Source organism: Arthrobacter sp. S39 (assembly GCF_004320525.1).
In the GTDB taxonomy this organism is placed as follows: domain Bacteria; phylum Actinomycetota; class Actinomycetes; order Actinomycetales; family Micrococcaceae; genus Arthrobacter.
On record NZ_SIHX01000002.1, the window covers coordinates 515,183 to 535,395 of the forward strand.

General features: G+C 67.5%; 22 protein-coding genes. 14 read left to right on the forward strand and 8 right to left on the reverse strand.

Annotated elements, in window-relative coordinates; translation table 11 throughout:
• Positions 1 to 3: 3 nt before the first annotated feature.
• The 10 genes from folE (at position 4) to EYS21_RS06265 (ending at position 7,401) form a co-directional block, all read left to right on the forward strand.
• A complete protein-coding gene (gene folE / locus EYS21_RS06220) occupies positions 4 to 648 on the forward strand; it encodes a GTP cyclohydrolase I FolE (protein ID WP_131132314.1) in 645 nt (214 codons plus the stop codon).
• Between the two features lie 11 nt (positions 649 to 659).
• Positions 660 to 1,580, forward strand: a complete 921-nt coding sequence (folP, locus tag EYS21_RS06225; RefSeq protein WP_131132315.1) for a dihydropteroate synthase — start codon at positions 660 to 662, stop codon at positions 1,578 to 1,580.
• Between the two features lie 14 nt (positions 1,581 to 1,594).
• Positions 1,595 to 1,954: a dihydroneopterin aldolase gene (folB, locus tag EYS21_RS06230; protein ID WP_131132316.1), complete on the forward strand. Its 360-nt coding sequence runs from the start codon at positions 1,595 to 1,597 to the stop codon at positions 1,952 to 1,954.
• Positions 1,951 to 2,490, forward strand: coding sequence for a 2-amino-4-hydroxy-6-hydroxymethyldihydropteridine diphosphokinase (gene folK / locus EYS21_RS06235; protein ID WP_131132317.1), 540 nt, complete (start codon positions 1,951 to 1,953; stop codon positions 2,488 to 2,490). Before folB ends, folK begins: the two co-directional genes overlap by 4 nt.
• A 3-nt stretch (positions 2,491 to 2,493) precedes the next feature.
• A complete protein-coding gene (locus EYS21_RS06240) occupies positions 2,494 to 3,036 on the forward strand; it encodes a DUF3180 domain-containing protein (protein ID WP_131132318.1) in 543 nt (180 codons plus the stop codon).
• Positions 3,017 to 3,529 carry a PH domain-containing protein gene (locus EYS21_RS06245; protein WP_131132319.1) on the forward strand — a complete coding sequence of 171 codons (513 nt, stop codon included), beginning with the start codon at positions 3,017 to 3,019 and terminating at the stop codon, positions 3,527 to 3,529. Before EYS21_RS06240 ends, EYS21_RS06245 begins: the two co-directional genes overlap by 20 nt.
• 140 nt (positions 3,530 to 3,669) lie before the next feature.
• Entirely contained in the window at positions 3,670 to 5,217 is a 1,548-nt protein-coding gene (locus EYS21_RS06250; protein WP_131132407.1) for a PH domain-containing protein, read from the forward strand.
• Positions 5,210 to 6,103, forward strand: coding sequence for a DUF2520 domain-containing protein (locus EYS21_RS06255; protein WP_131132320.1), 894 nt, complete (start codon positions 5,210 to 5,212; stop codon positions 6,101 to 6,103). Before EYS21_RS06250 ends, EYS21_RS06255 begins: the two co-directional genes overlap by 8 nt.
• 1 nt (position 6,104) lies before the next feature.
• The gene (locus tag EYS21_RS06260; protein ID WP_131132321.1) at positions 6,105 to 7,034 is read left to right on the forward strand and encodes a pantoate--beta-alanine ligase; all 930 of its coding nucleotides are present in this window, start codon (positions 6,105 to 6,107) and stop codon (positions 7,032 to 7,034) included.
• A gap of 145 nt (positions 7,035 to 7,179) precedes the next feature.
• A complete protein-coding gene (locus EYS21_RS06265; protein WP_131132322.1) occupies positions 7,180 to 7,401 on the forward strand; it encodes a hypothetical protein in 222 nt (73 codons plus the stop codon).
• Here the strand turns inward: EYS21_RS06265 and EYS21_RS06270 are convergent.
• The gene (locus EYS21_RS06270) at positions 7,398 to 7,664 is read right to left on the reverse strand and encodes a hypothetical protein (RefSeq protein WP_131132323.1); all 267 of its coding nucleotides are present in this window, start codon (positions 7,662 to 7,664) and stop codon (positions 7,398 to 7,400) included. The genes EYS21_RS06265 and EYS21_RS06270 overlap by 4 nt on opposite strands.
• Before the next feature lie 129 nt (positions 7,665 to 7,793).
• On the opposite strand from EYS21_RS06270, the gene EYS21_RS06275 reads away from it, so the two are divergent.
• Positions 7,794 to 8,414, forward strand: coding sequence for a TetR/AcrR family transcriptional regulator (locus tag EYS21_RS06275; RefSeq protein WP_131132324.1), 621 nt, complete (start codon positions 7,794 to 7,796; stop codon positions 8,412 to 8,414).
• Positions 8,415 to 8,518: 104 nt separating this feature from the next.
• On the opposite strand, the gene EYS21_RS06280 is transcribed toward EYS21_RS06275, so the two are convergent.
• The 6 genes from EYS21_RS06280 to EYS21_RS06305 form a co-directional block, all read right to left on the reverse strand.
• A complete protein-coding gene (locus EYS21_RS06280) occupies positions 8,519 to 9,379 on the reverse strand; it encodes a phosphogluconate dehydrogenase C-terminal domain-containing protein (protein WP_131132325.1) in 861 nt (286 codons plus the stop codon).
• Between the two features lies 1 nt (position 9,380).
• On the reverse strand, positions 9,381 to 10,211 hold the full coding sequence (locus EYS21_RS06285) for a TIM barrel protein (RefSeq protein WP_131132326.1): 831 nt from the start codon (positions 10,209 to 10,211) through the stop codon (positions 9,381 to 9,383).
• The gene (locus EYS21_RS06290; protein WP_242633307.1) at positions 10,208 to 11,050 is read right to left on the reverse strand and encodes a triose-phosphate isomerase family protein; all 843 of its coding nucleotides are present in this window, start codon (positions 11,048 to 11,050) and stop codon (positions 10,208 to 10,210) included. Before EYS21_RS06290 ends, EYS21_RS06285 begins: the two co-directional genes overlap by 4 nt.
• On the reverse strand, positions 11,034 to 11,504 hold the full coding sequence (locus tag EYS21_RS06295) for a ribose-5-phosphate isomerase (protein ID WP_131132327.1): 471 nt from the start codon (positions 11,502 to 11,504) through the stop codon (positions 11,034 to 11,036). Before EYS21_RS06295 ends, EYS21_RS06290 begins: the two co-directional genes overlap by 17 nt.
• The gene (locus EYS21_RS06300) at positions 11,501 to 13,255 is read right to left on the reverse strand and encodes a dihydroxyacetone kinase family protein (protein ID WP_131132328.1); all 1,755 of its coding nucleotides are present in this window, start codon (positions 13,253 to 13,255) and stop codon (positions 11,501 to 11,503) included. Before EYS21_RS06300 ends, EYS21_RS06295 begins: the two co-directional genes overlap by 4 nt.
• A gap of 100 nt (positions 13,256 to 13,355) precedes the next feature.
• The gene (locus EYS21_RS06305) at positions 13,356 to 14,720 is read right to left on the reverse strand and encodes an MFS transporter (RefSeq protein WP_131132329.1); all 1,365 of its coding nucleotides are present in this window, start codon (positions 14,718 to 14,720) and stop codon (positions 13,356 to 13,358) included.
• Between the two features lie 211 nt (positions 14,721 to 14,931).
• On the opposite strand from EYS21_RS06305, the gene EYS21_RS06310 reads away from it, so the two are divergent.
• The 3 genes from EYS21_RS06310 (at position 14,932) to EYS21_RS06320 (ending at position 18,569) form a co-directional block, all read left to right on the forward strand.
• Positions 14,932 to 15,675: a FadR/GntR family transcriptional regulator gene (locus EYS21_RS06310; RefSeq protein WP_131132330.1), complete on the forward strand. Its 744-nt coding sequence runs from the start codon at positions 14,932 to 14,934 to the stop codon at positions 15,673 to 15,675.
• Between the two features lie 188 nt (positions 15,676 to 15,863).
• A complete protein-coding gene (locus tag EYS21_RS06315; RefSeq protein WP_131132331.1) occupies positions 15,864 to 17,750 on the forward strand; it encodes a hypothetical protein in 1,887 nt (628 codons plus the stop codon).
• 63 nt (positions 17,751 to 17,813) lie between these two features.
• The gene (locus EYS21_RS06320) at positions 17,814 to 18,569 is read left to right on the forward strand and encodes an SDR family oxidoreductase (protein ID WP_131132332.1); all 756 of its coding nucleotides are present in this window, start codon (positions 17,814 to 17,816) and stop codon (positions 18,567 to 18,569) included.
• On the opposite strand, the gene EYS21_RS06325 is transcribed toward EYS21_RS06320, so the two are convergent.
• A complete protein-coding gene (locus EYS21_RS06325) occupies positions 18,538 to 20,121 on the reverse strand; it encodes an HNH endonuclease signature motif containing protein (protein WP_242633317.1) in 1,584 nt (527 codons plus the stop codon). The two genes, EYS21_RS06320 and EYS21_RS06325, sit on opposite strands and share 32 nt — an antisense overlap.
• Positions 20,122 to 20,213 lie beyond the last annotated feature (92 nt).

Genomic DNA, 20,213 nt, shown 5'->3' on the forward strand with positions numbered 1-20,213 from the left:
TACGTGAATCACTTCGACGACGACGACGCCCACTCCTCCGCCGGTTACCCGGCGGAGGACGGATCCCACCACAAAAAGCACGAGAAGGTGGACCGGCCGCGGATCGAAGCTGCCGTCCGCGAAATCCTGCTGGCCATTGGTGAGGATCCGGACCGCGGCGGGCTCCAGGACACCCCCAAGCGGGTGGCCAAGGCCTACGCCGAGGTCTTCGCGGGGCTGCACCTCGATCCGGCGGATGTCCTCTCCACCAAGTTCGATCTGGACCACGAAGAGCTGGTCCTGGTCAAGGACATCCCCTTCTACTCCACGTGCGAGCACCACCTCGTGCCGTTCCACGGTGTGGCCCACGTTGGCTACATTCCTTCCCATGACGGAAAGGTGACCGGGCTCAGCAAGCTCGCCCGGCTCGTGGACATCTACGCCCGCCGCCCCCAGGTCCAGGAGCGCCTCACCACCCAGATCGTTGAAGCGATGGTCAGCCACCTCAAACCCCGCGGCGCGATCGTCGTTGTTGAATGCGAGCACATGTGCATGTCCATGCGCGGTGTCCGCAAGCCCGGAGCGAAGACCGTCACCAGCGCGGTACGCGGGCAGCTCCATGACCCGGCCACCCGCGCCGAAGCCATGAGCCTCATCCTCGGAAGGTAAGTATCAAGACCATGGACTCACTAGCTGCAGCCCCGGGAACCGGGCCCGCAACATCTCCGCTGCCCATCCTGCGCAAACCGCGTCCGGCCGCGAAATTCTCCGACCTCCCCACCGACCGTACCTTGGTCATGGGCGTCCTCAACGTCACCCCGGACTCGTTCAGCGACGGCGGAAAGCACCCGACGCCGGACACCGCCATCGCAGCCGGCCTCCGGATGTTCTACGCCGGGGCGGACATCATCGACGTCGGCGGCGAATCCACCCGTCCAGGTGCGGAGGACGTCAGCCCGGACGAGGAACAGCGGCGCGTGATCCCCGTGATCCAGGCCCTGGTCAAGGCCGGTGCCCTGGTCAGCATCGACACCACCCATGCATCCACCGCAGCCGCCGCTGTGGAGGCCGGCGCCGCCATCATCAACGACATCTCCGGCCTCACCCTCGAACCGGAAATGGCAGAGCTCGTCGCCGCATCCAAGGTGCCCTACGTGCTCACCCACCGCCGCGGCGACGCCCGCACCATGAATTCGCTGGCCGACTACAAGGACGTTGCCGGTGAAGTGGTGGCCGAACTGGCCGGGGTACGGGACAAGCTCTACGCAGCCGGCGTCAGCCAGGACCAGATCATCGTGGACCCGGGCCTGGGCTTCGCCAAGAACGATGCCCAGAACTGGGAACTCCTGCAGCACCTGGACCAGCTCGAAAGCCTCGGCCACAAAGTCCTGGTGGGCGCTTCGCGCAAGCGCTTCCTGGGCACCCTGCTCACCGTGGCCGGCAAGTCGGCCTCCCCGGAAGAGCGGGACGCCGCCACCGCGGCCATCACCGCCATCAGCGCGTTCCGCGGGGCCTGGGCGGTCCGCGTGCACGACGTCGGCCCCAGCCTTGACGCCGTCAAGGTTGCCTCACGCATGGCTGCCGCCCGCACCGCACACTAGGGCCGGGGGACCCCATGGACAGGATTACGCTGAGCGGTGTGACCGCCGTCGGCCATCACGGTGTGTTCGATTTCGAACGCCGCGAGGGCCAGCCCTTCGTGGTGGACGCCGTGCTGCACCTGGACTTTTCCCCGGCGGCCGCCTCGGATGATGTCCGGGACACCGCGCACTACGGCGAAGTGGCGGAGCGCATCACGGGCTGGATCACGGGCGAGCCGGTAAACCTCATCGAGGCCCTGGCCGTCCGGATCGCCGAGGACCTGCTCAGCGAATACCAGCTTGGTGCAGTAGAGATTACCGTGCACAAGCCCAAGGCGCCTATCGAGGTTCCGTTCGGCGACGTGTCCGTCACCGTGTACCGGGAGCGGAAATGACCACCGGCTATACCAAGGCAGTGCTTGCGCTCGGCAGCAACCTCGGCGAACGTAACGACACCCTGTCCGGGGCCGTTGCCGACCTCGTGGATCCGCCGGAAGTCCGCCTGCTGGCCGTCTCCCCGGTGGTGCAGACCAAGGCGGTCGGCGGGCCCGCCGGCCAGCCGGACTTCCTGAACATGGTCATCACCGTCGAAACCACCCTGTCCCCGGCGGCGCTGCTGGAGCACTGCCAGTCCGTGGAGAACAAGCACCACCGCGTCCGGGAGGTGCGCTGGGGGCCGCGGACGCTCGACGTCGACATCATCACCTACGGCGACCTCACCAGTGACGACCCGGACCTGACCCTGCCGCACCCGCGTGCCGCCGAACGCGCGTTTGTGCTCCATCCGTGGTCCCTGATCGAGCCCGCGGCGACGCTGAATGGCGAAAAAATCAGCGTCCTGGCCGCCCGGGCCTCCGACTTTGAGGACCTGGTTCCGTTCGACGGCTTCGGCGACTTCGACGGCGTCCCCACCGCCGGGGCGGTTGAGTAGGCCATGAAACCCATCAACCCGCTGCGCCTGCTGCTGATCGGCCTGATCCTGACCGTTGCCGGCTGGGCTGCCACCGTCCTGACCAACCGGTACAGCGTGGCCACGCCCGTCCTGCCCGCCACGGCGCTGGCCACCATGGGCGTGATCGTGGCCATCACGCTGGTCCTTGGCATCCGGATCCTGCGGTGGCGCAACAGCAACCGCGACGCCACCAAGAAAAAGACTGCCCTCAACCCGATCCTCGCCGCCCGGACCCTGGTCCTGGCCCAGGCCTGCGCCTACGCCGGCACGGTCCTGCTGGGCTGGCACGCCGGGATCTTCCTGGACCAGCTGCGGGTCTGGAGCATGCGCAGCGACCAGGGCATCACCTGGCTGGCGCTGGCCCAGGCCGGCGGCGGCCTTGTCATGATCGTGGTGGGCCTGCTGGTGGAGCGGTTCTGCAAGATTCCGCCGGAGGACACCGAAACGCCGGGTGAGGGCCAGCGCGGCCGGAGCCCGCGTGGTGAAGCCGCAGGGGAAGGCGAATATGCATACCGAGGCGATTGATCCGCCGGGCATCAGCTGGCAGCGGGTGTCGCCCAAGTACGTGACCGTCCGGCTGGTGCAGTGGGCCCTCGGGAACATCGTGATGGTGCTCGTCCTGAGCCTGCCGCTGGTTTTTGTGACCCTTGGCTGGTGGCTGTGGCCGCCCTTGTGGCTCGCCATCCTGGTTCCGTCGGCGGCGCTGGTCCTGGCGGTCTGGCGGCTGGTGCTCATCCCGCGCCAAGTACGCGCCATCGGCTACGCCGAGCGTGATGACGACCTCCTCATCCGGGGCGGCATTTTCTTTCAGCGCACCATGGTGGTCCCCTACGGGCGGATGCAGTACGTGGACATCGGTGTCGGTCCCGTGGAGCGCGGACTCGGGCTGTGCACACTCAAGCTGCACACCGCCTCGCCGGGCACCAACGCTCACATCCCCGGGCTTCCCGCCGCCGAAGGGGCACGCCTGCGCGAGCAGCTGTCGGCCCGCGGCGAAGCCAGGCTGGCTGGGCTGTGACCGCTGACGGCCCCGTTCCGGCGCCGGGGACGGCGCCGGGTCCTGCGCCCGCCGCGCCCGCCGCGCCCGCTGCGCCCGCACCCGAAACTCCAGCACTGGAAACTCCAGCACCGGGAACGCCCGCACCCGAAACTCCAGCACTGGAAACGCCAGCACCGGGAACGCCCGACGGCGAGTGGCTGCGCGTGCACCCGGCATCGCCGTTTGTGCGCGGCTGGGTGGCGCTCGCCGCTATCGGATTCTTCTTCGGCCGCGACTTCTTTGAGCGGATGCTGCAGGGCAGGCCGGTCCTGGAAGACGACTTCGCCGGCCGGATTCCCTGGCTGCTGGCCGGCGGCGGGACGGTCCTGCTGATAGCTGTGCTCGGCTTCATCCTGACCTGGTATTTCACCCGGTACCAGGTCGCCGGCGGCTACGTCCGGGTCAACACCGGCTTCCTCTTCCGGCAGCAGCGGCAAGCCCGTCTGGACCGCGTCCAGGCCATCGACATTGTGCAGCCGCTGCTAGCCAGGATCTTCGGCCTGGCCGAGCTCAAGTTCGAGGTGGCCGACGCCGGCGAGTCCGCCGTCCGCCTCGCCTACCTCCGGATGGACGAGGCCCGGCAGCTCCGTGCCACCATCCTCGCCCGGGCCGCCGGCGTGGTGCAGGACCCGGCCCGGCCGGAGGAGGCAGCGCCTGAGGCGCCGGAGTATCCGGTACTGTCCGTGCCGCCGTCGCGCCTTGTCGGTTCGCTGCTGCTCAGCGAGCAAAGCTTCTTTGTGGTCCTCGGCGGCGTCGCCTCCGTGATCCTGTCGGCCGTGACCGAGAACCGCGGCTTTTACTTCTACCTGATCCCCGCCGCGTTGGGCCTCGCCGCGACCTACTGGAGCTCCTTCAACAAGGGCTATAACTTCACCGCCGCCATTTCGCCTGACGGGATCCGCCTGCGGTACGGGCTCCTGGACACCCAGGCCCAGACGCTCCCGCCGGGCCGGATCCAGGCGCTCAGGGTAGCGCAGCCGCCGCTGTGGCGGATCTTCGGCTGGTACCGGATCCAGGTCAATGTTGCCGGGTACGGGGCTGCCGGGAGCAACGGGGAAGCGGCGTCACGGACCACACTGCTGCCCGTCGGCAAGCTGGCCGACGTCATGAGCATGCTGTCGCTGGTGCTCCCGGACCCCGGGACTCCGGAGCCGGGACGGGTGTTCGGCGCGGGGCTCAGCGGGCTGGATTCCGACGGCGGTTTTATCACCACGCCGCGGCGGGCCCGGCTCCTCGCCCCGCTCGGATGGCGCCGCAACGGATTCGCCGCCACCGCAACGGCCCTGCTGATCCGCTCCGGACGCTGGTGGCGGCAGCTGGTGGTGGTCCCGCACCAGCGCACGCAGTCCATTGCCCTGCACCAGGGCCCGCTGGCCAGGCGCTTTGGCGTGGTTGACCTCGTGCTGCACACCACCGCCGGCCCGGTCTCACCCCGCCTGATCCAGGCCGGGACGGACGAGGCCAGGACCCTCTTCGACGAACAGTCCGCCCGCGCCCGGCTGGCCCGGAAGCGCCAGACCACCGAACACTGGCTGGCCCAGGTAGTGCCGGCAGCCCCGGTGGCTGAGCCTGTCCCGGAACTGGTGGCTGAGCCTGCCGCCCCGGTGGCTGTACCCGCCGAAACCCCAACGGAACCCGCCAACAAGGAAGGCCAGCAGCATGGCTAAGCCCGGACGCCTCGGCGTCGGAATCATCGGTGCCGGCAAAGTGGGCGCCGTCCTCGGTGCGGCGCTCCGCTCGGCGGAACACGCCGTCGTCGGGGTTTCCGCCGTGTCCGACGCGAGCCGAGAACGGGCCGAAGCGCTGCTTCCCGGGGTGCCCGTCCTGGAGATCCAGGACATCGTGGAGCGCTCGGAGCTGGTGCTCCTCGCCGTCCCCGACGACGCCCTGGCCGGGCTCGTGGCAGGGCTGGCAAAGCTGGGGGCCTGGCAGCCCGGGCAGCTGGTTGCCCATACGTCGGGCCGGTTTGGCGTGGGGGTCCTGCATCCTGTGCGCGCGGCCGGTTCCATCCCGCTCGCCCTGCACCCTGCCATGACCTTCACCGGCATGAGCCTGGACCTCACCCGGCTGCTGGACTGCACCTTCGGCGTCACCGCAGACGCGGCCATGCTGCCCATCGCCCAGGCCCTGGTGGTGGAGATGGGTGCCGAGCCCGTGGCCATCGCCGAAGGCGACCGGACCCTGTACCACGCTGCCTTGGCCCACGGCTCCAACCACATGGTCACCCTGGTGGCGCAGGCGTCCCAGCTGCTCCGCGAGGTGGGCGTGGACGCGCCGGAACGGATGCTGGGTCCGCTGCTGCGGGCCACGCTGGAGAACGCCCTGGCCTCCGGCGAAGCCGCGCTGACCGGGCCGGTTGCCCGTGGCGACATCGGGACAGTGGCCGCCCACGCCGAAGCACTGCGGGAGTACGACGCCGGAGCCCACGGGGACGTGCTGGCGGCGTACCTCGCCATGGCCCGGTCCACGGCCCGCCGCGCCGAAAGCCGCGGCCTGCTGAAGGCGGACCAGCTGGAGGGGCTGCGCGGGGCCCTCGAACCGAAGGAAGACTGAGATGCCCATCAAACTGGTGACGACGGCGGCCGAACTGCGGTCCGAAAGTGCCCGCCTGCTGATGCAGAAACAAGGTGCCTCACAGGGACTGGTGCCCACGATGGGCGCGCTCCACGAGGGGCACGCGCAGCTGGCGCGGACCGCCGTCGAACAGAACGACGTGGTGGTGGCGTCCATCTTTGTGAACCCGCTGCAGTTCGGCGACGCCGTGGATCTGGACCGATACCCGCGCACGCTGGACGCTGACCTGGCCCTGCTGGAGGCCGAGGGCGTGGACCTGGCGTTCGCGCCGTCGGTTGACGAGGTGTACCCGGGCGGCGAGCCGTTGGTCCGGGTGACCGCAGGACCGCTGGGGGAGAAGTGGGAAGGCGCCTCCAGGCCCGGCCATTTCGACGGCGCCCTCACCGTGGTGGCCAAACTGCTGCACTACGGGATTCCCGGCGCCGGCCTGCCGCCGTCGGGCGCGTTTGCCTCCTCCGGCGTCGCCGGTCTGCCCGCCTACCGCGCCTACTTCGGCCAGAAGGATGCCCAGCAGCTGGCGCTGGTCCGTCGCATGGTGGCCGACCTGAACTTCCCCGTCGACATCGTGGGAGTGCCCACGGTGCGGTCCGCCGACGGCCTGGCCCTGTCCAGCCGCAACCGCTTCCTGTCCGACGAACAACGCGAAGCCGCGCTGGTCCTCTCCAGGGCGCTGCGGCTCATCGAGGACCGCGCCAACGCGCACGAACCGCTGGACCTCGAGTCCGCCCAGGACCTGGTGGCGTCCCAGCCGCTGGTGGACCTGGACTACTTCGAAGTGGTGGACCCGGGCACGCTGGAACCCTTAGCCGAGAACTGCCGGGAGACCCCGTTCCGCGGCGAGGCCCTGGCGATCATCGCCGCCAAAGTGGGCCCGGTCCGGCTGATCGACAACGTGCCGCTGAGCTCCTAAAGCTTCGATTTCCCCATTTGTCGGCAGGCTGTGGGTTATGCTCTCGAAGTGTTGCCCCATGCCGGGGCAACGGCCCCGCGTACGGCGCTCCCTTGGAGGCTCCAAATCTTTGAGGCCAAATTCAGTGAAGGCAGGAGCATCAACTGTGACGAGCACCCTTGAGACCGAAACCTCCGCATTAGGCCTGCAGGCCCAGGAGATCATTGCCTCCGTCCTCGAAGACCCCGCCCCTGACCTCGCCGAGGTCCAGGACCGTCTGCGGGGGTACCTTGCTGCCTACCCGGGATTCCCCGAGCGGGCGTTGCTGGCGCATCTGATGGAGACCTCTGACCGGGTCAACGCCGAACCAGACGGTCCCGGCTTCTAGACGGGAAGGTCCCGGTTGAACATCAGTTGTTCCAGCAGCGCCTGCTCCGGCTCCCCGGGATGCCGCGCCACGCAGCGGCGCAGCCTGGCCCTGGCCAGTTCCTCACCCGGTGACTTTCCGCAGAGCACTTCGTCGATGATTTCCTGGGCCTGCCACCGCAGTGACTCGATCGCGAACCGCCGAATCTCGACTGGGTTGAAGCTTTCTTCCATCCAAGGATCTGGGTCTGCGGGCACGCTTTGAAACATCCGCTCTGCTGACATCGGGGCCTCCTTGCACCAATACGGCGGGATCATCAACGGTCCAACCGGCGTCAAAAGCACTGCGCGTAGGAAGAACATTACAACGAGTAAGACCGGTCTGTCTCTACCTGGAGTAAAGTGATTTCCACCATGAGTTCAGCAGCAGAATCTGTTCCGTCCCCGGTGCAAATACAGGCGGGGGCGCCAGCTGGTCACGCCGATGCGGTGGACCGGATCCTTGCTGTTGCCTACGAACTTTTCTCCCACCGGGGCGTCCGGGACGTCGGCGTCAACGAACTCATTGAACGCTCCGGCGTTGCCAAAGCAACCTTCTACCGGCACTTCCCGTCCAAGGATTCGCTGGTGCTCGCTTTCCTGGAGCAGCGGGACCGGCAGTGGACCGTGGACGCGATCGTCTCCGAGGCCCGGCGCCGCGGGGCCACTCCCACCGAGCAGCTGCTTGCCATCTTCGACGTCTTCGGCGACTGGTTCCTGCGCGAGGACTTTGAGGCGTGCTCATTCATCAACATCCTGCTGGAGATGGGACCGGCGCACCCCCTCGGCCAGGCAAGCATCGACTACCTGGCCAGGATCCGCGGCCACGTCCAGACCCTGGCGGAAGAAGCTGGGCTCGCCCGTCCCGAAGACTTCGCCCGCTCCTGGCACATCCTCATGAAGGGGTCCATCATCTCGGCCACCGAGGGCGACATGCAGGCGAACAAGCGCGCCCAGCAGATGGCCGCCTGGCTGATCGAACACCACCGCAGCTAAGCCGGGGTCAGAACCGCAGCCCAAAGACAAAGTCCGGTGGTTGAGCTTGTCGAAACACGGGTTTCGACAAGCTCAACCACCGGACAAAGGGCCGCCTGTGGCTGCTAGTGCTTGACGGCGTCGAGTTTGAGCATCTTGGCGATGACGCTGTCGAGTTCGGAGTCGTCGAAGATCTTCTTCCAGTCGTCCTTGATGATGGTGTCCTTGCCGTACTGGATGGCGATTTCGCAGGCTTCGGAGAACGGGTTGGAGCCGCGCAGGGCGTTGGTGAGGGCGATCTGGACGTGGCCGAACAGCATGGCCTTGGCCGCTTCCTCGGGGACGCCGGCGGTGTGGACGGTCTCGTGCAGGGCCTCGTTGAGCAGGGTGCCGATCATGCAGGCCACGGTTTCCACCAGGGTGGGTTCGAGGATGGCGAGCTGCTTAACGGTGACCCAGTGGACGTCGATGACGGGCGCGTAGATGATGCGGATGGTGGCCTCGGCGGCTGCCTTGGTCTCTTCCGTGGCGTCGTCGTCGATCGCGGCGACCACATTCTGCGGGGCGCCTTCGCCGCCGAAGGTATCGGCCCATTCTTCCTTGGTGGTGCGCTCGAGGAACACGGAGGGGTGGCACGGGTGCGCAACGGCCTGGACGACGTCGTCGCGCTTGGCCAGCAGGCCGGCGTAAGCGGCGGCAGGGTCCAGGGTGAGCAGGATCGCGCCGGCCTTCAGCTGGGGGACCACGCCCTGGGAGACGACGCCGAGGACGGTGTCCGGGACGGCGAGGATGACCACGTCGGCGTCCTTGACGGCGTCCTCAGTGGAGGTGGTGGTGCGGCCTTCGGCCTGGATACGTTCCTGGCCTGCGGGGGAGTTCTCGCTGTAAAAGACGGTGTGGTTGCTCTTCTGGAGGTTGCGGGAAACGCGCATTCCCATTTTGCCACCGGCTCCGATGACGGCTACGGTCAATTTTTCTGCTGACATTTCACTTGCTCCTTAGGAATTCGATGCTTTGCTGGGTCCACTGGTTTTCGAGGCGGATGGTTTCCGCTTCGGAGTCCTGCCATGGCAGCCAGTGTTCGACGATCTGGTTGATATTTCTTTGGTGGGGCTGGAATTTGCTGACCATGTAGTCGTAGTCGAGCAGGCCTTGGCCGAGCGGCGCGCCGGCGTACGTGAACCCGACCCACCCGTCCTTGCGGCTGAACGCGAAGTCCTTGACGTGCATGTTCAGGACGTAAGGTGCGACGGCGTCAATCACCTCGCGCGGCATCTGCAGCGCCGCGACGGTGTTGGCCGGGTCGGAGCAGATGCCCAGGGACGGGTTGTCCACTGCGCGGATCACGTCAAGGATCAGCGAGGTGGGCACCTGCTCGTAGGTTTCCACCGCGATCTTCACCCCGGCGGCCTCGAACTCCGGCAGCACGTCCGTGAAGATCGCTACCGCTTCCTCCGCCGTGGGGGTGTGGCCCGGGACGTTGAACATGGTCCGCAGCAGGGGCGAGCCCAGGATCCCGGCGATGTGCAGGAATTTGCGCAGGTGCTCCGGGCGGATGCCCTTGGTGCCGAGCTCCAGGGCGATGCCCAGCCGGTCCGCAGTGGCCCGGACGGCTTCCAGTTCGGTGTCCGTCATGGCTTCGAGCGGGGCGTAGTCGCAGACCTGGAACAGGTCCACCCCGAGGGCGGCGGTCCGTTCCAGGGCCTGGTGGATGCTGAGCGGTTCGGCGACCTTGTCCGAGAGCTGCCAGAAGAACGCGTAGCTGCTCAGCCCGATCCGGGAGCCCTGCCCGATGCGTGAGCCGGTGGTGGCCGTCATGCTTTGGCCGCCGTTCCCGCAAGCAGGCCCAGCCGCGCAGCAGCTTCGTCCAGGATAGTCTTCAGCGCTTTCGGATCGTGCGCGAAGCGGCCCAGGAACAGGCCGGCGACGGCGGAGTCCAGCTTGGTGATCAGGCCGGGTCCGGCGCTGCCGCCGTAAATCACGCGGCTGTCCGCCTGGCCGGGCAGGGCGCGCAGGTGCGCGTCGAGCCCGGTGATGACGGCGCTGATGTACTCAGGCGTTGCCGGTTCAGGGGCGCCGATGGCCCACTGCGGCTCGTAGGCCACGATGGTCCGGCCGGCGGGTCCGAGGGACTGGGCGCGGTTGAGGGCGGCGTCGATCTCCGCGGAGCACTGCGCGATGGCCTCTTCCGGGGAACCGGCGTGAAGTTCGCCGACGCACAGAATGGGGGTGAGCCCGTTGCGGTAGGCCGCGGCGGTCTTCAGCCCGATGACGGTGTCGTCTTCGCCGAAGATCCGGCGTCGTTCGGCGTGGCCGACTTCGGCGTAGCGTCCGCCGAGTTCGGCCACGGTCCTGCCGCCGACCTCGCCGGTGAACGCGCCTTCGTCTTCCCAGAAGATGTCCTGGGCGCCCGCGGCTGCCCCGGCGGTGCCGAGGATCCGGGCGGCTTCGGGAAGCACCGGGAGGGTTGGCAGGACGAAGAGCTCGATGTCGCCGTTCTGGATGGCCGGGTGTGCGAACGCGATGGCGGCGACGTCGCGGCAGTAATCCACGGAGCGCTGGTAGCCGAAGTACATCTTCAGGCTGACGCCGATGATGGCCTTCGGTGCAGTGGATTCTCCGGCGCGGGCCGAAGGGTTCTTAGCAGGAAGTGACACCCTCGTAGTCCTTAATCAGGGTGACTTTCTCGGCCGAGGCGGAGGTTTCGTCGAACGTGTAGGTCAGCCATTCCTTGGCGAGCCGGCGGGCGAGCTCCAGGCCAACAACGCGCTGGCCGAACGTGAGGACCTGGACGTTGTTGGACAGGATGGAGCGTTCAACCGAGTAGCTGTCGTGCGCGGTGACGGCGCGGATGCCGGGGACCTTGTTCGCGGCGATGGCCACGCCGAGCCCGGTGCCGCAGACCAGCAGGGCGCGGTCGGCCTTGCCGGCGGCGATGAGCTCGGCGGCGGCGATGGCCACGGACGGGTAGGGGGTGTGGCTGGTGGCATCCACCCCGACATCGGTGACGGATTCGACCAGGTCGGAGGCCTCCAGATCAGCCTTCAGGGCTTCCTTGTATTCGAAACCGGCGTCGTCGGCTCCAACAATCAGGCGCAGTTTGGCGCTCATGCTTTCTCCTTTATGGTTGCTGCAGCTTTCGCCTCGGCGAAAGTGTTGTGGATGGCTCGGATGATCAGCGCCATGGACACGGCGCCCGCGTCCGGGGTGCCGAGGCTCTTCTCGGCGTGCGGGCGGGCGCGGCCCATGAGGGGCAGCAGCTGGGCGGTTGCTTCGGCGGCCTGCTCCGCGGTCACCGCAGCGGCGGCCCAGGCCTCGGTGAGGGACTTCCCGGCGTCGACGCCGGATGCCAGGGCATCGCGGAAGGGGACCAGGACGTCCACCAGGGTCTTGTCCCCGGGCTTGGCCTTGCCGAAGTCCATGATCGCGGCCGCGGCGCCAGCGACACCTTTGGCGACAGCACCTGCGTCGGGCGCCTTGCTGTCACCGACGGCGTCACCGACGGCCCGCAGGGCCATGCCCCAGAGCGCACCGGAGGTGCCGCCGGCCTTGTCGGCCCAGGCGTCAGCGGCGAAGTGCAAGGTGGTGGCGGCACCGGCGCCGCGGGCGACGGCGTCCGTCGCGGCTGCGACGGCGGCGCGGACACCCCGCTCCATCCCGATGCCGTGGTCACCGTCTCCGGCGATCGCATCGATCCGGCCCAGCTCGTCGGCGTTGGCGTCGACGACGGCTTTTGCGGCGCCGAGGGCTGCGAGGACGCGGACGGCTCCGGCGCGGGACTCTTCGGTGGCCTCGGGGATGGTTTGTTCGGCTTCGGTGAGGTCATCGGCGTCGGAGGGTTCCAGGGCGGCGGCGATGACGGCGCCGCGGCGGAAGGCCGGGGCATCGGCGGGGGCGTTCCAGAGGGTTTCGAGTTCGTCGTCGAGCCAGAAGAGTGTCAGGGAGGTGCCGGCCATGTCGAAGCTGGTGACGAGTTCGCCGACCTGCGGGTCCACCGCTTCCAGGCCGGCCTCGGCGAGGAGTTGGGCGACGCGGCGGTAGACGACGAAGAGTTCTTCGTACTTGACGCTGCCCAAACCGTTCAGGATCGGGACCACGCGGGCACCGCTGGTCTCGAGGCCTTCGGGGATTTCGGTGAGGAGTTTGGCGACCAGGAGCTCGGCGAGCTCATCCGCCGTCGGAACGTCCGTCTCGTCGATCCCGGGTTCGCCATGGATGCCCATGCCCACGGCCATCCGGCCCTCCGGCACGGAAAACAGCGGGTGGTCCGCGCCGGGCAGGGTGCAGCCGGTGAACGCGACACCGAAGGAACGGGTGCGGTCGTTGGCGCGTTCGGCGATCTCCACGACTGAGTCCATGGAGTAGCCGGCTTCCGCGGCCGCAGCGGCGACCTTGAAGACGGTCAGGTCACCGGCGATGCCGCGGCGCTTGGCCCGCTCGGCCAGCGGGGCGGAGGAAACGTCGTCGGTGACGGCGATGCTGCGGCAGTCGATGCCCTCGCTACGGAGGCGGTCCTGGGCCTGGTTGAAATGCAGGACATCGCCGGCGTAGTTGCCGTAACCCAGGAGCACGCCGCCGCCGTTCGCTGCCGCCTTGGCCACGTTGTAGACCTGCTGGGCGGACGGGGAAGCGAAGAGGTTGCCCATTGCGGCGCCGTGCGCCAGGCCCTGGCCCACCAGCCCGGCGAAGGCGGGGTAGTGGCCGGAGCCGCCGCCGATCACCAAAGCCACCGTGTCCGGTGTGCTCTTGGTGTTGCGGACAACGCCGCCCGAGACGCGCTTGACCCAGCGGCCGTGGGAGGCGACAAAGCCCTCGATCATTTCGTCAGCAAAGGCTGCGGGTTCGTTGAACAGGCGGGTCATGGGAAAGCTCCTGGAGTTATTGCTCGCTCCGGTGGCTCGACCACCGGTTAGTGAATTGGTGCGGGGGCGCCCGCGGGTAAGGCGGGCGCCCCCGGGTCTGTTAAGGCTCGGAGTGGTGTCCGGCTCCCTGGGGATCCAGTGCCTCTGCGGGAATGCCCTCGCTGACCTTGCCGGAGCGGCTGAGCACCACCATCAGGATCGAGGAGAGGAGCATAAAGCCGCCCACCACGAACATCGGAACGGTGTAGCCGCCGGTGAGGTCCTTCAGCCAGCCGGTGACGTAGCCTGCGCTGAAGCCGGCAAGGTTGCCGATCGTGTTGATCAGGGCGATGCCGGCAGCCGCTGCTGCGCCGGTCAGGAACTGGGTGGGTACAGTCCAGAAGTTGGGCAGGGCCGCGAAGATGGACATCGCAGTGATGGTGATGACGGCGATGGTGGCCGCCGGGGATCCGGCGAACAGTGCCAGCGGGATGCTCAGGCCGCCGATCAGGGCGGGAAGGGCGATGTGCCAGGTCTTGACCCCGCGCTTGGTGGCGTCCTTGGACCAGAAGTACAGGGCGAACGCTGCCGGCAGGTACGGGATCGCGGTGATCAGGCCCTTCTGCAGGACGTCGAACTTGGTGCCGTAGATGCCTTCGAAGCCGGCGATGATGGTGGGAAGGAAGAAGCCGAGGGCGTACAGGCCGTAGATGAAGCCGAAGTAGATGGCGGAGAGCATCCAGACGCGGCCGTTGCCGAAGACGGTGCGGACGCTGACGTGCTTGTTGCTGGCCGCAGTTTCCTTCTTTTCCTTCTCCAGGGCGCCGGTCAGCCAGGTCTTTTCTTCCTGGGTCAGCCACTTGGCCTTGGAGGGGGAGTCAGCCAGGTAGAACCAGGCGACGATGCCGACGATGATGGCGGGGATGGCGACGCCGAAGAACATCACGCGCCAGCCCTCAAGTCCGAAGAGGCCGTGCTGCTGAATGAGGAGGCCGGCCAGCGGCGCACCGATCACGGTGGTCAGCGGCTGGGCCAAGTAGAACAGGGCGAGGATCTTGCTGCGGTGGCGGGAAGGGACCCAGAGACTCAGGAACAGGATGGCGCCGGGGAAGAAGCCGGCCTCCGCCACACCCAGGATGAAGCGCAGGATGTAGAGCTGCTCAACGTTGCCTACCCAGGTGAACAACAGGGAAACGATGCCCCAGCTGACCATGATGCGGGCGAGCCAGCGGCGGGCGCCAAACTTGTGCAGGGCCAGGTTGCTGGGAACCTCCAGCAGGATGTAGCCGATGAAGAAGACTCCGGACGCGAAGCCGAACTGGGCTGCCGAGAGGGCCAGGTCCGTGTTCATGCCGTTGGGGCCGGCGAACGAGATGGCCGTGCGGTCCAGGTAGTTGATGAAGAACATCAGCGCGACGAAGGGGACAAGCCGTACCGCCACTTTCCTGATTGCGGATTTTTCGACCACCGATTGTGTGGTGTCCACGTTGACTCCTAGATGTTGATGTCCCGGCTGCGTCCGTCACTGGAGGCTTGGGGTCTGTTTCAACGCCGGAAGGGACTCGAGGCCAACCGGCGGCTAAAGCATTGTGACTTCAACGATAGGAGCGAATCGCAAATTGGTCAACCGGTTGACGTGTTGTTTTTTGAAATTCATCATGGCGGTTGGTGGCGGAGCCGGTTGCTACGCTTGGGAGGTGTCCATAAACTCCGCCGCATCGACGGCCAAGATCAGCGCAGCGCTCGGTTCAGTGGGCCAGGGCTCCGTTGTCTCTGAGGTTGCCGAGCGTTTGCTGGCCTATTTCACCAGTGGTGATATCGCCGTCGGCACTCGCCTTCCGGCGGAGCGCCAGCTGGCTGCTTCCCTGGGCGTGGGCAGGTCCGCCGTGCGCGAGGCGCTCGCGGCGCTGGAGATCCTCGGGATCGTCATTGTCCGCCCGGGGTCCGGCACGTACCTCCGCGACGGCATCTCCGAACTCCTGCCCCGCACGTTGAGCTGGGGCCTGATGCTGGGCGCGCCCCGCACGCGTGAGCTCGTGGAACTGCGGAGCGGCCTGGAGGTCCAGGCTGCGCAACTCGCCGCCGACCGGATTACTGATGAGGCGCTGGAGCGCATGCGCGGCAACCTCGCCACCATGGCTGACACCCTCGATGACCTGGCCGCCTTTGTTGAAGCGGACGCAGCCTTCCACCGCGAAATCGCCGAAAGCTCCGGTAACCAGGTCCTGCGGGAGCTCCTTCAAAGCATCCGGTCGCTGCTGCGCATCTGGGTGGACCGCGCGCTGACCGACGAAGGCCATGCGGCGTCGGCACTGAAGGAGCACGCGGAAATTTTTGCCGCCCTGGAGGCGCATGATGCCGAGGCTGTCACGAAGACTATGCGCTCGCATATGCTCACAGCTTCCCGGCGCCTGCTCGCCGGCTTCGACGCCTCGCAGTAGCGCTTTTCGGACTGCTTCCTTAGCGCTGGCCGGGCTCTGTAGTCCGACTATTGGTCAACCGGTTGACTTGTGCGTGGCGCTGATTCCATAATCGGATATGGCCTGCCTCACAGGCCCTCTTCGAGTTTGCTTCAGCAACGCCGGGCATCCGGGCCATAGCAGCCCCGGGCAAGGCAGAGAGCAGTGCCGTGTCTTTCCAGCCCCTGACCGATGACCAGCCCGAACCGTCCGCTTCCGTCCAGGCCCGGCTGGCACCTCCTGTCCGGGTACTGTCCGCGGGACCGTGGACTGCCCGGCTTGTGGGCGATGAGCTGGCCCACATCAGCTTTGCGGGCAGGCCGGTGCTGCGGGCCGTCAAGGCTGTTGTCCGGGACCAGGACTGGAGGACTCCGCAGCCTTCGGTCCGAAGCGTGGAGATCAAGCAGGACGACAACGGACTGCACACGCGCTGGACCGTTGTGTTTGCCGGCTACGGGGTGGATTATGACGCCGTCCTGAGCGCCGTTTTTACTCCCGCGACGGTGGAAATTTCCTTCGAAGGTACTGCTGCGCACGGCTTCCGGAGCAACCGGATCGGCCTGGTGGTGCTCCACCCTCCCGCCGACGCGGGCAAGGACATCACTGTTGAGCACCCCGACGGCGGCAGCACGGCTTCGCAGTTTCCTCTCGATGTCAGCCCGCACCAGCCGTTGATGGACATCGCCGCCCTTGAGTGGGCCGATGCCGGCACAGCCTTCCGGCTGTCATTCACCGGTGACGTCTTTGAGACGGAGGACCAGCGGAACTGGACGGATGCCTCCTTCAAGACGTACAGCACGCCGCTGTCGCGCCCGTTTCCGGTGGACATCGCGGCCGGGGACACTGTCAGGCAGTCCGTTCTCCTGGAGGCCGCCACCCTGGAGCCGCAGGAGGCGGTGGAAGCCGCCGCCGTTGCAGCCGCTGGCGACGCCGGTGGGCCCAGGGTGGTCACCGCGCACATAGGCGGTGAATCCGGCCGGGTTCCGGCGCTGGCCGTGGTTGCCGGGCCGCAGCCGGGCTTGCTCCCCGCGATCCCCGGGCTCGACGCCATCGTGGTGGAGCTCGTTGAGGAGTCCGGAGGCGCTGGCCAATCCGAGTCTGCCGGGTCCGGCTCTGACCGGTCCGGCTGGGCTGCCCAGTTGGACGCGGCGGCGGCCGCCGCGGCAGCCGTCCACGGAGCCGGGCTGGACATCCGGGCCGTAACCGCGGACCCCGCCGGCGCAGTGGCAGAACTCGCGCCGTACCTGGCCGAAGCCAAGAGGCTCGCCGTGTTCCATCCCGCCAGCCATGTCACCGAGCCGGACAGCTGGCAGGAATTTAAGGCGTCGGTGCGTGCCGCAGGGTTCGGTGGAAGCCTCCTCGCCGGAACCCGGGCCCACTTCACGGAACTGAACCGCGACAGCAGCCGCACGCCGTCGGACGCCGACGCCCTGACGTTCAGCATCACGCCGCAGATGCACAGCACCGAGGCCGCGCACATCATCGACAGTGTGCCGATGCAGCGGCTCGCGGCCCTCAATGCGCTGCAGTTGGCGGGCGGACGGCCTGTCCACGTGGGCCCGGTGACACTGCTGCCGCGGTTCAACGCTGTGGCCACGTCCGGCGACGATGCCGAAGCCGAAGCGGATGAACTGCAGGACCAGCCGTTCACCGCGGCGTGGATGCTGGCGAGCATCAGTGCGCTGACCCTGGACGGAGTGGCGTCCGTCAGCTACTTCGAGGCGTCCGGTCCGCGGGGGATTTCCGACGTCGATGGCCGGCTGAATCCGGCCGGTGAACTGCTGAAGCAACTCGCAGCGCTGCGGGACTCCGTGGTGTTGTCGGTCGAGGCGGGGCAGGCGGATGCGGACGCTGTGACTTTGTACCCGGTGCAGTCACCGGAGGGTCTGGTTATTTTTGCCGGTAATCTCTCCGGCGCGGCGGTTGCCGTGGACGTCCGGCTTCCGGACGGAGCCGGCGCGGGCGACGGCGACACTGCACTTGGGCGCCTGGACCTCGGACCGTGGTCCGCCGGCGTCGTCCGTTTTCCGGCAGCCGATTTCCCGGCACCCAGCTGATCCGCCCCACATGCTTGCTGCCGGCTTCCGACGGCGGCGCCACCTTAGCGAAAGGAGACCCCGATGGGTCTGCGTCTTGAAGGAAAAACTGCCCTGGTCACCGGGGCGGGCTCGGGGATCGGCCTGGCCGTTGCCCAACGGTTCGTCGCCGAAGGGGCCACGGTCTACTTCGCCGACATCAACGTGGAGGCTGCCGAAAAGGCCGCCGCCGCCACAGGCGCTTCCGGCGCGCACGCCCTCCGGATGGACATTTCGGACGAGGCGAGTGTAATTGCCGCCTACGCCGCCGTGGCCGAGACCGCCAGCCTCGACGTGGTGGTGGCGAACGCCGGAGTCCAGCTGTTCGGGCAGGACGCCAAGGTGGGTGACCTGGACCTGGCCATCTGGGAGAAGACGGTCACCATCAACCAGCGCGGAGCGTTCCTCACCCTCAAGCATGCTGTCCGGGCCATGGAAGGACACGGCGGGTCCATCATCTGCACGGGAAGCCCCACAGCCGTGGTGGCCTGCGGGCAGACCTTCACCGCATACACCAGCTCCAAGGCCGGAGTCCATGGTCTCGCAAGGGTGGTGGCGGCCGATTACGCACACGCCGGAATCCGCGTGAACATCGTGGTGCCGGGCTACACGGAAACGCCCCTGGTCCAGGCCATCGCTGACGACCCCGTGAGCCGCGCCGGCCTGGTGGACTCCACCATGCTGGGTCGGCCCGGGACTGCAGCAGATGTGGAGGGCATCATGGTGTTCCTCGCCAGCGATGACTCCGCCTACGCCACCGGCGGGATCTTCACCGTGGACGGCGGCCTGACGGCGCTGTAGGGCGCACTCCAGCCCCGTAATCCCGTAGCAAATCCTGTATCTGCGCCGGCCAGTGGGGTGGTTCCCAGTCCTGGTGTTCGCTTTGGTACCGGCGGCCGGTGGGTGAAATCCAGCCGGGCGGTTCGTTGGTGCTGGCGTTTGTGGGTGTCCAGGCTGTGGAGTGTTTCAGCCGGTGGTGTTTGCGGCAAAGTGACCCGAGATTGGATATACCGGTGGTCCCGCCGTCGGCCCAGGCGAGGATGTGGTCGGCTTCGTTGTCCAGGGAATGGTTGCTGCAGCCGGGAAACGAACATCTCCCGTCCCGGAGTCTGAGCCATCGCCGCATCGCAGGTGGGATCCGGTAGCTTTCCCTTCCGATTTCCAGCGGTGCGCCGTTGCGCGGATCGATGAGGACCCGGCGGAATGAGGATGCCCGGTCGGCTACGAGTTTGCGGGCCATGGAGGCGGGGATGGGGCCGTAGCCGTCGAGGTCGGCGGGTTCGTCGGTGAGGCCCATCAGGGCAAAGACCGGCACTGTCACCAGGACCTGCGCCGCCGGCGACGGAACACGGCCAGAATCGACCCCGCCAGGGGCCGGAACCAGGCCGGGCACAGCATCATCGATCCCGTCAGTGACCGGAATGCCGCCAGCCACAGCATCATCGACCCCGTCCGTGACCGGAACACCGCCAGCCACGCCATCATCGCTGGGTCTGGTGCTGGTTCTGGTGGTCGCTAAACCTGTCCTGCTGCCGGCGGCTGCTTCCGTGCTGCCGTCCATTGGGTTGCTGGTGGTGGTGAAGCCGGCGCTGAGGAGTACTTTGGCGGCGACATCTGCCCGGAGCTGGGTCAGTGTCCTGCCCTCGGTGCGGCTTTGGAGTGCCCGGGCGGTGGCGGTGATGCCGTTCCAGATCCCGGCGGCCTGGTCCGCAGGCAGGTAGGCGCTGAGCCAGGCCATGCCGTCCCGGTCCGGGGCGTACTCCAGCCGCCGGTCCAGGAAGCTTTTGGCGTGGCGTTTCTCGATGCTGACCGGGTGGTGGCGTTCCCGCCACGTCCGGGCTTTGTGCCGGAACCGCGCCGGGACCATGTTCCCGACCGGGCACGTGGCGGGGTTGGGTGCTTCCGGGTCAAGGAAGTGGGCTTCCAACGCTGCGGCGCCGGCTGGATTCAGGCTGGCTGCCTCGTCGACCATGACCCTCGCGTGCTGCCACGACACCAACCCCTGCTCCAAAGCGGCCTGGGTCAGCGGCAGGGTGGTGGTCAGTTCGTGGGACTGGGCCAGCAGGGCAGAGGCCGAGCGTTCACTCACCGTCAGCGCACAGGCGACCTCCGCCACGACGCCCATTTCCCGGGCCAGGCGCTGATGCGGCTGCTCATCCGGAGCGGACATCGCCCGGGTTGCGTTGGCGAACCCGGCGGCGAAGCGCACTTTCCTGGCAGCCAGCATGGCCTCCATCCGGGCAGTCTCTTCGAGGCCCTCCAGGCACGCATCTGCCCGGTCACGGAGCGGGTCCGTGCCGGTGGACCCGGAGCGGCGCTCGCTGCGTTCCGCCAACACCGCCAGCGCAGCCATGGAAGCCATCATGGCCTACATCGAATCCACTGCTGCGGCGTTTCCCATACCCCCATCATCCTGCGACGCACCGCCAAAAACCCCGAAGCAAA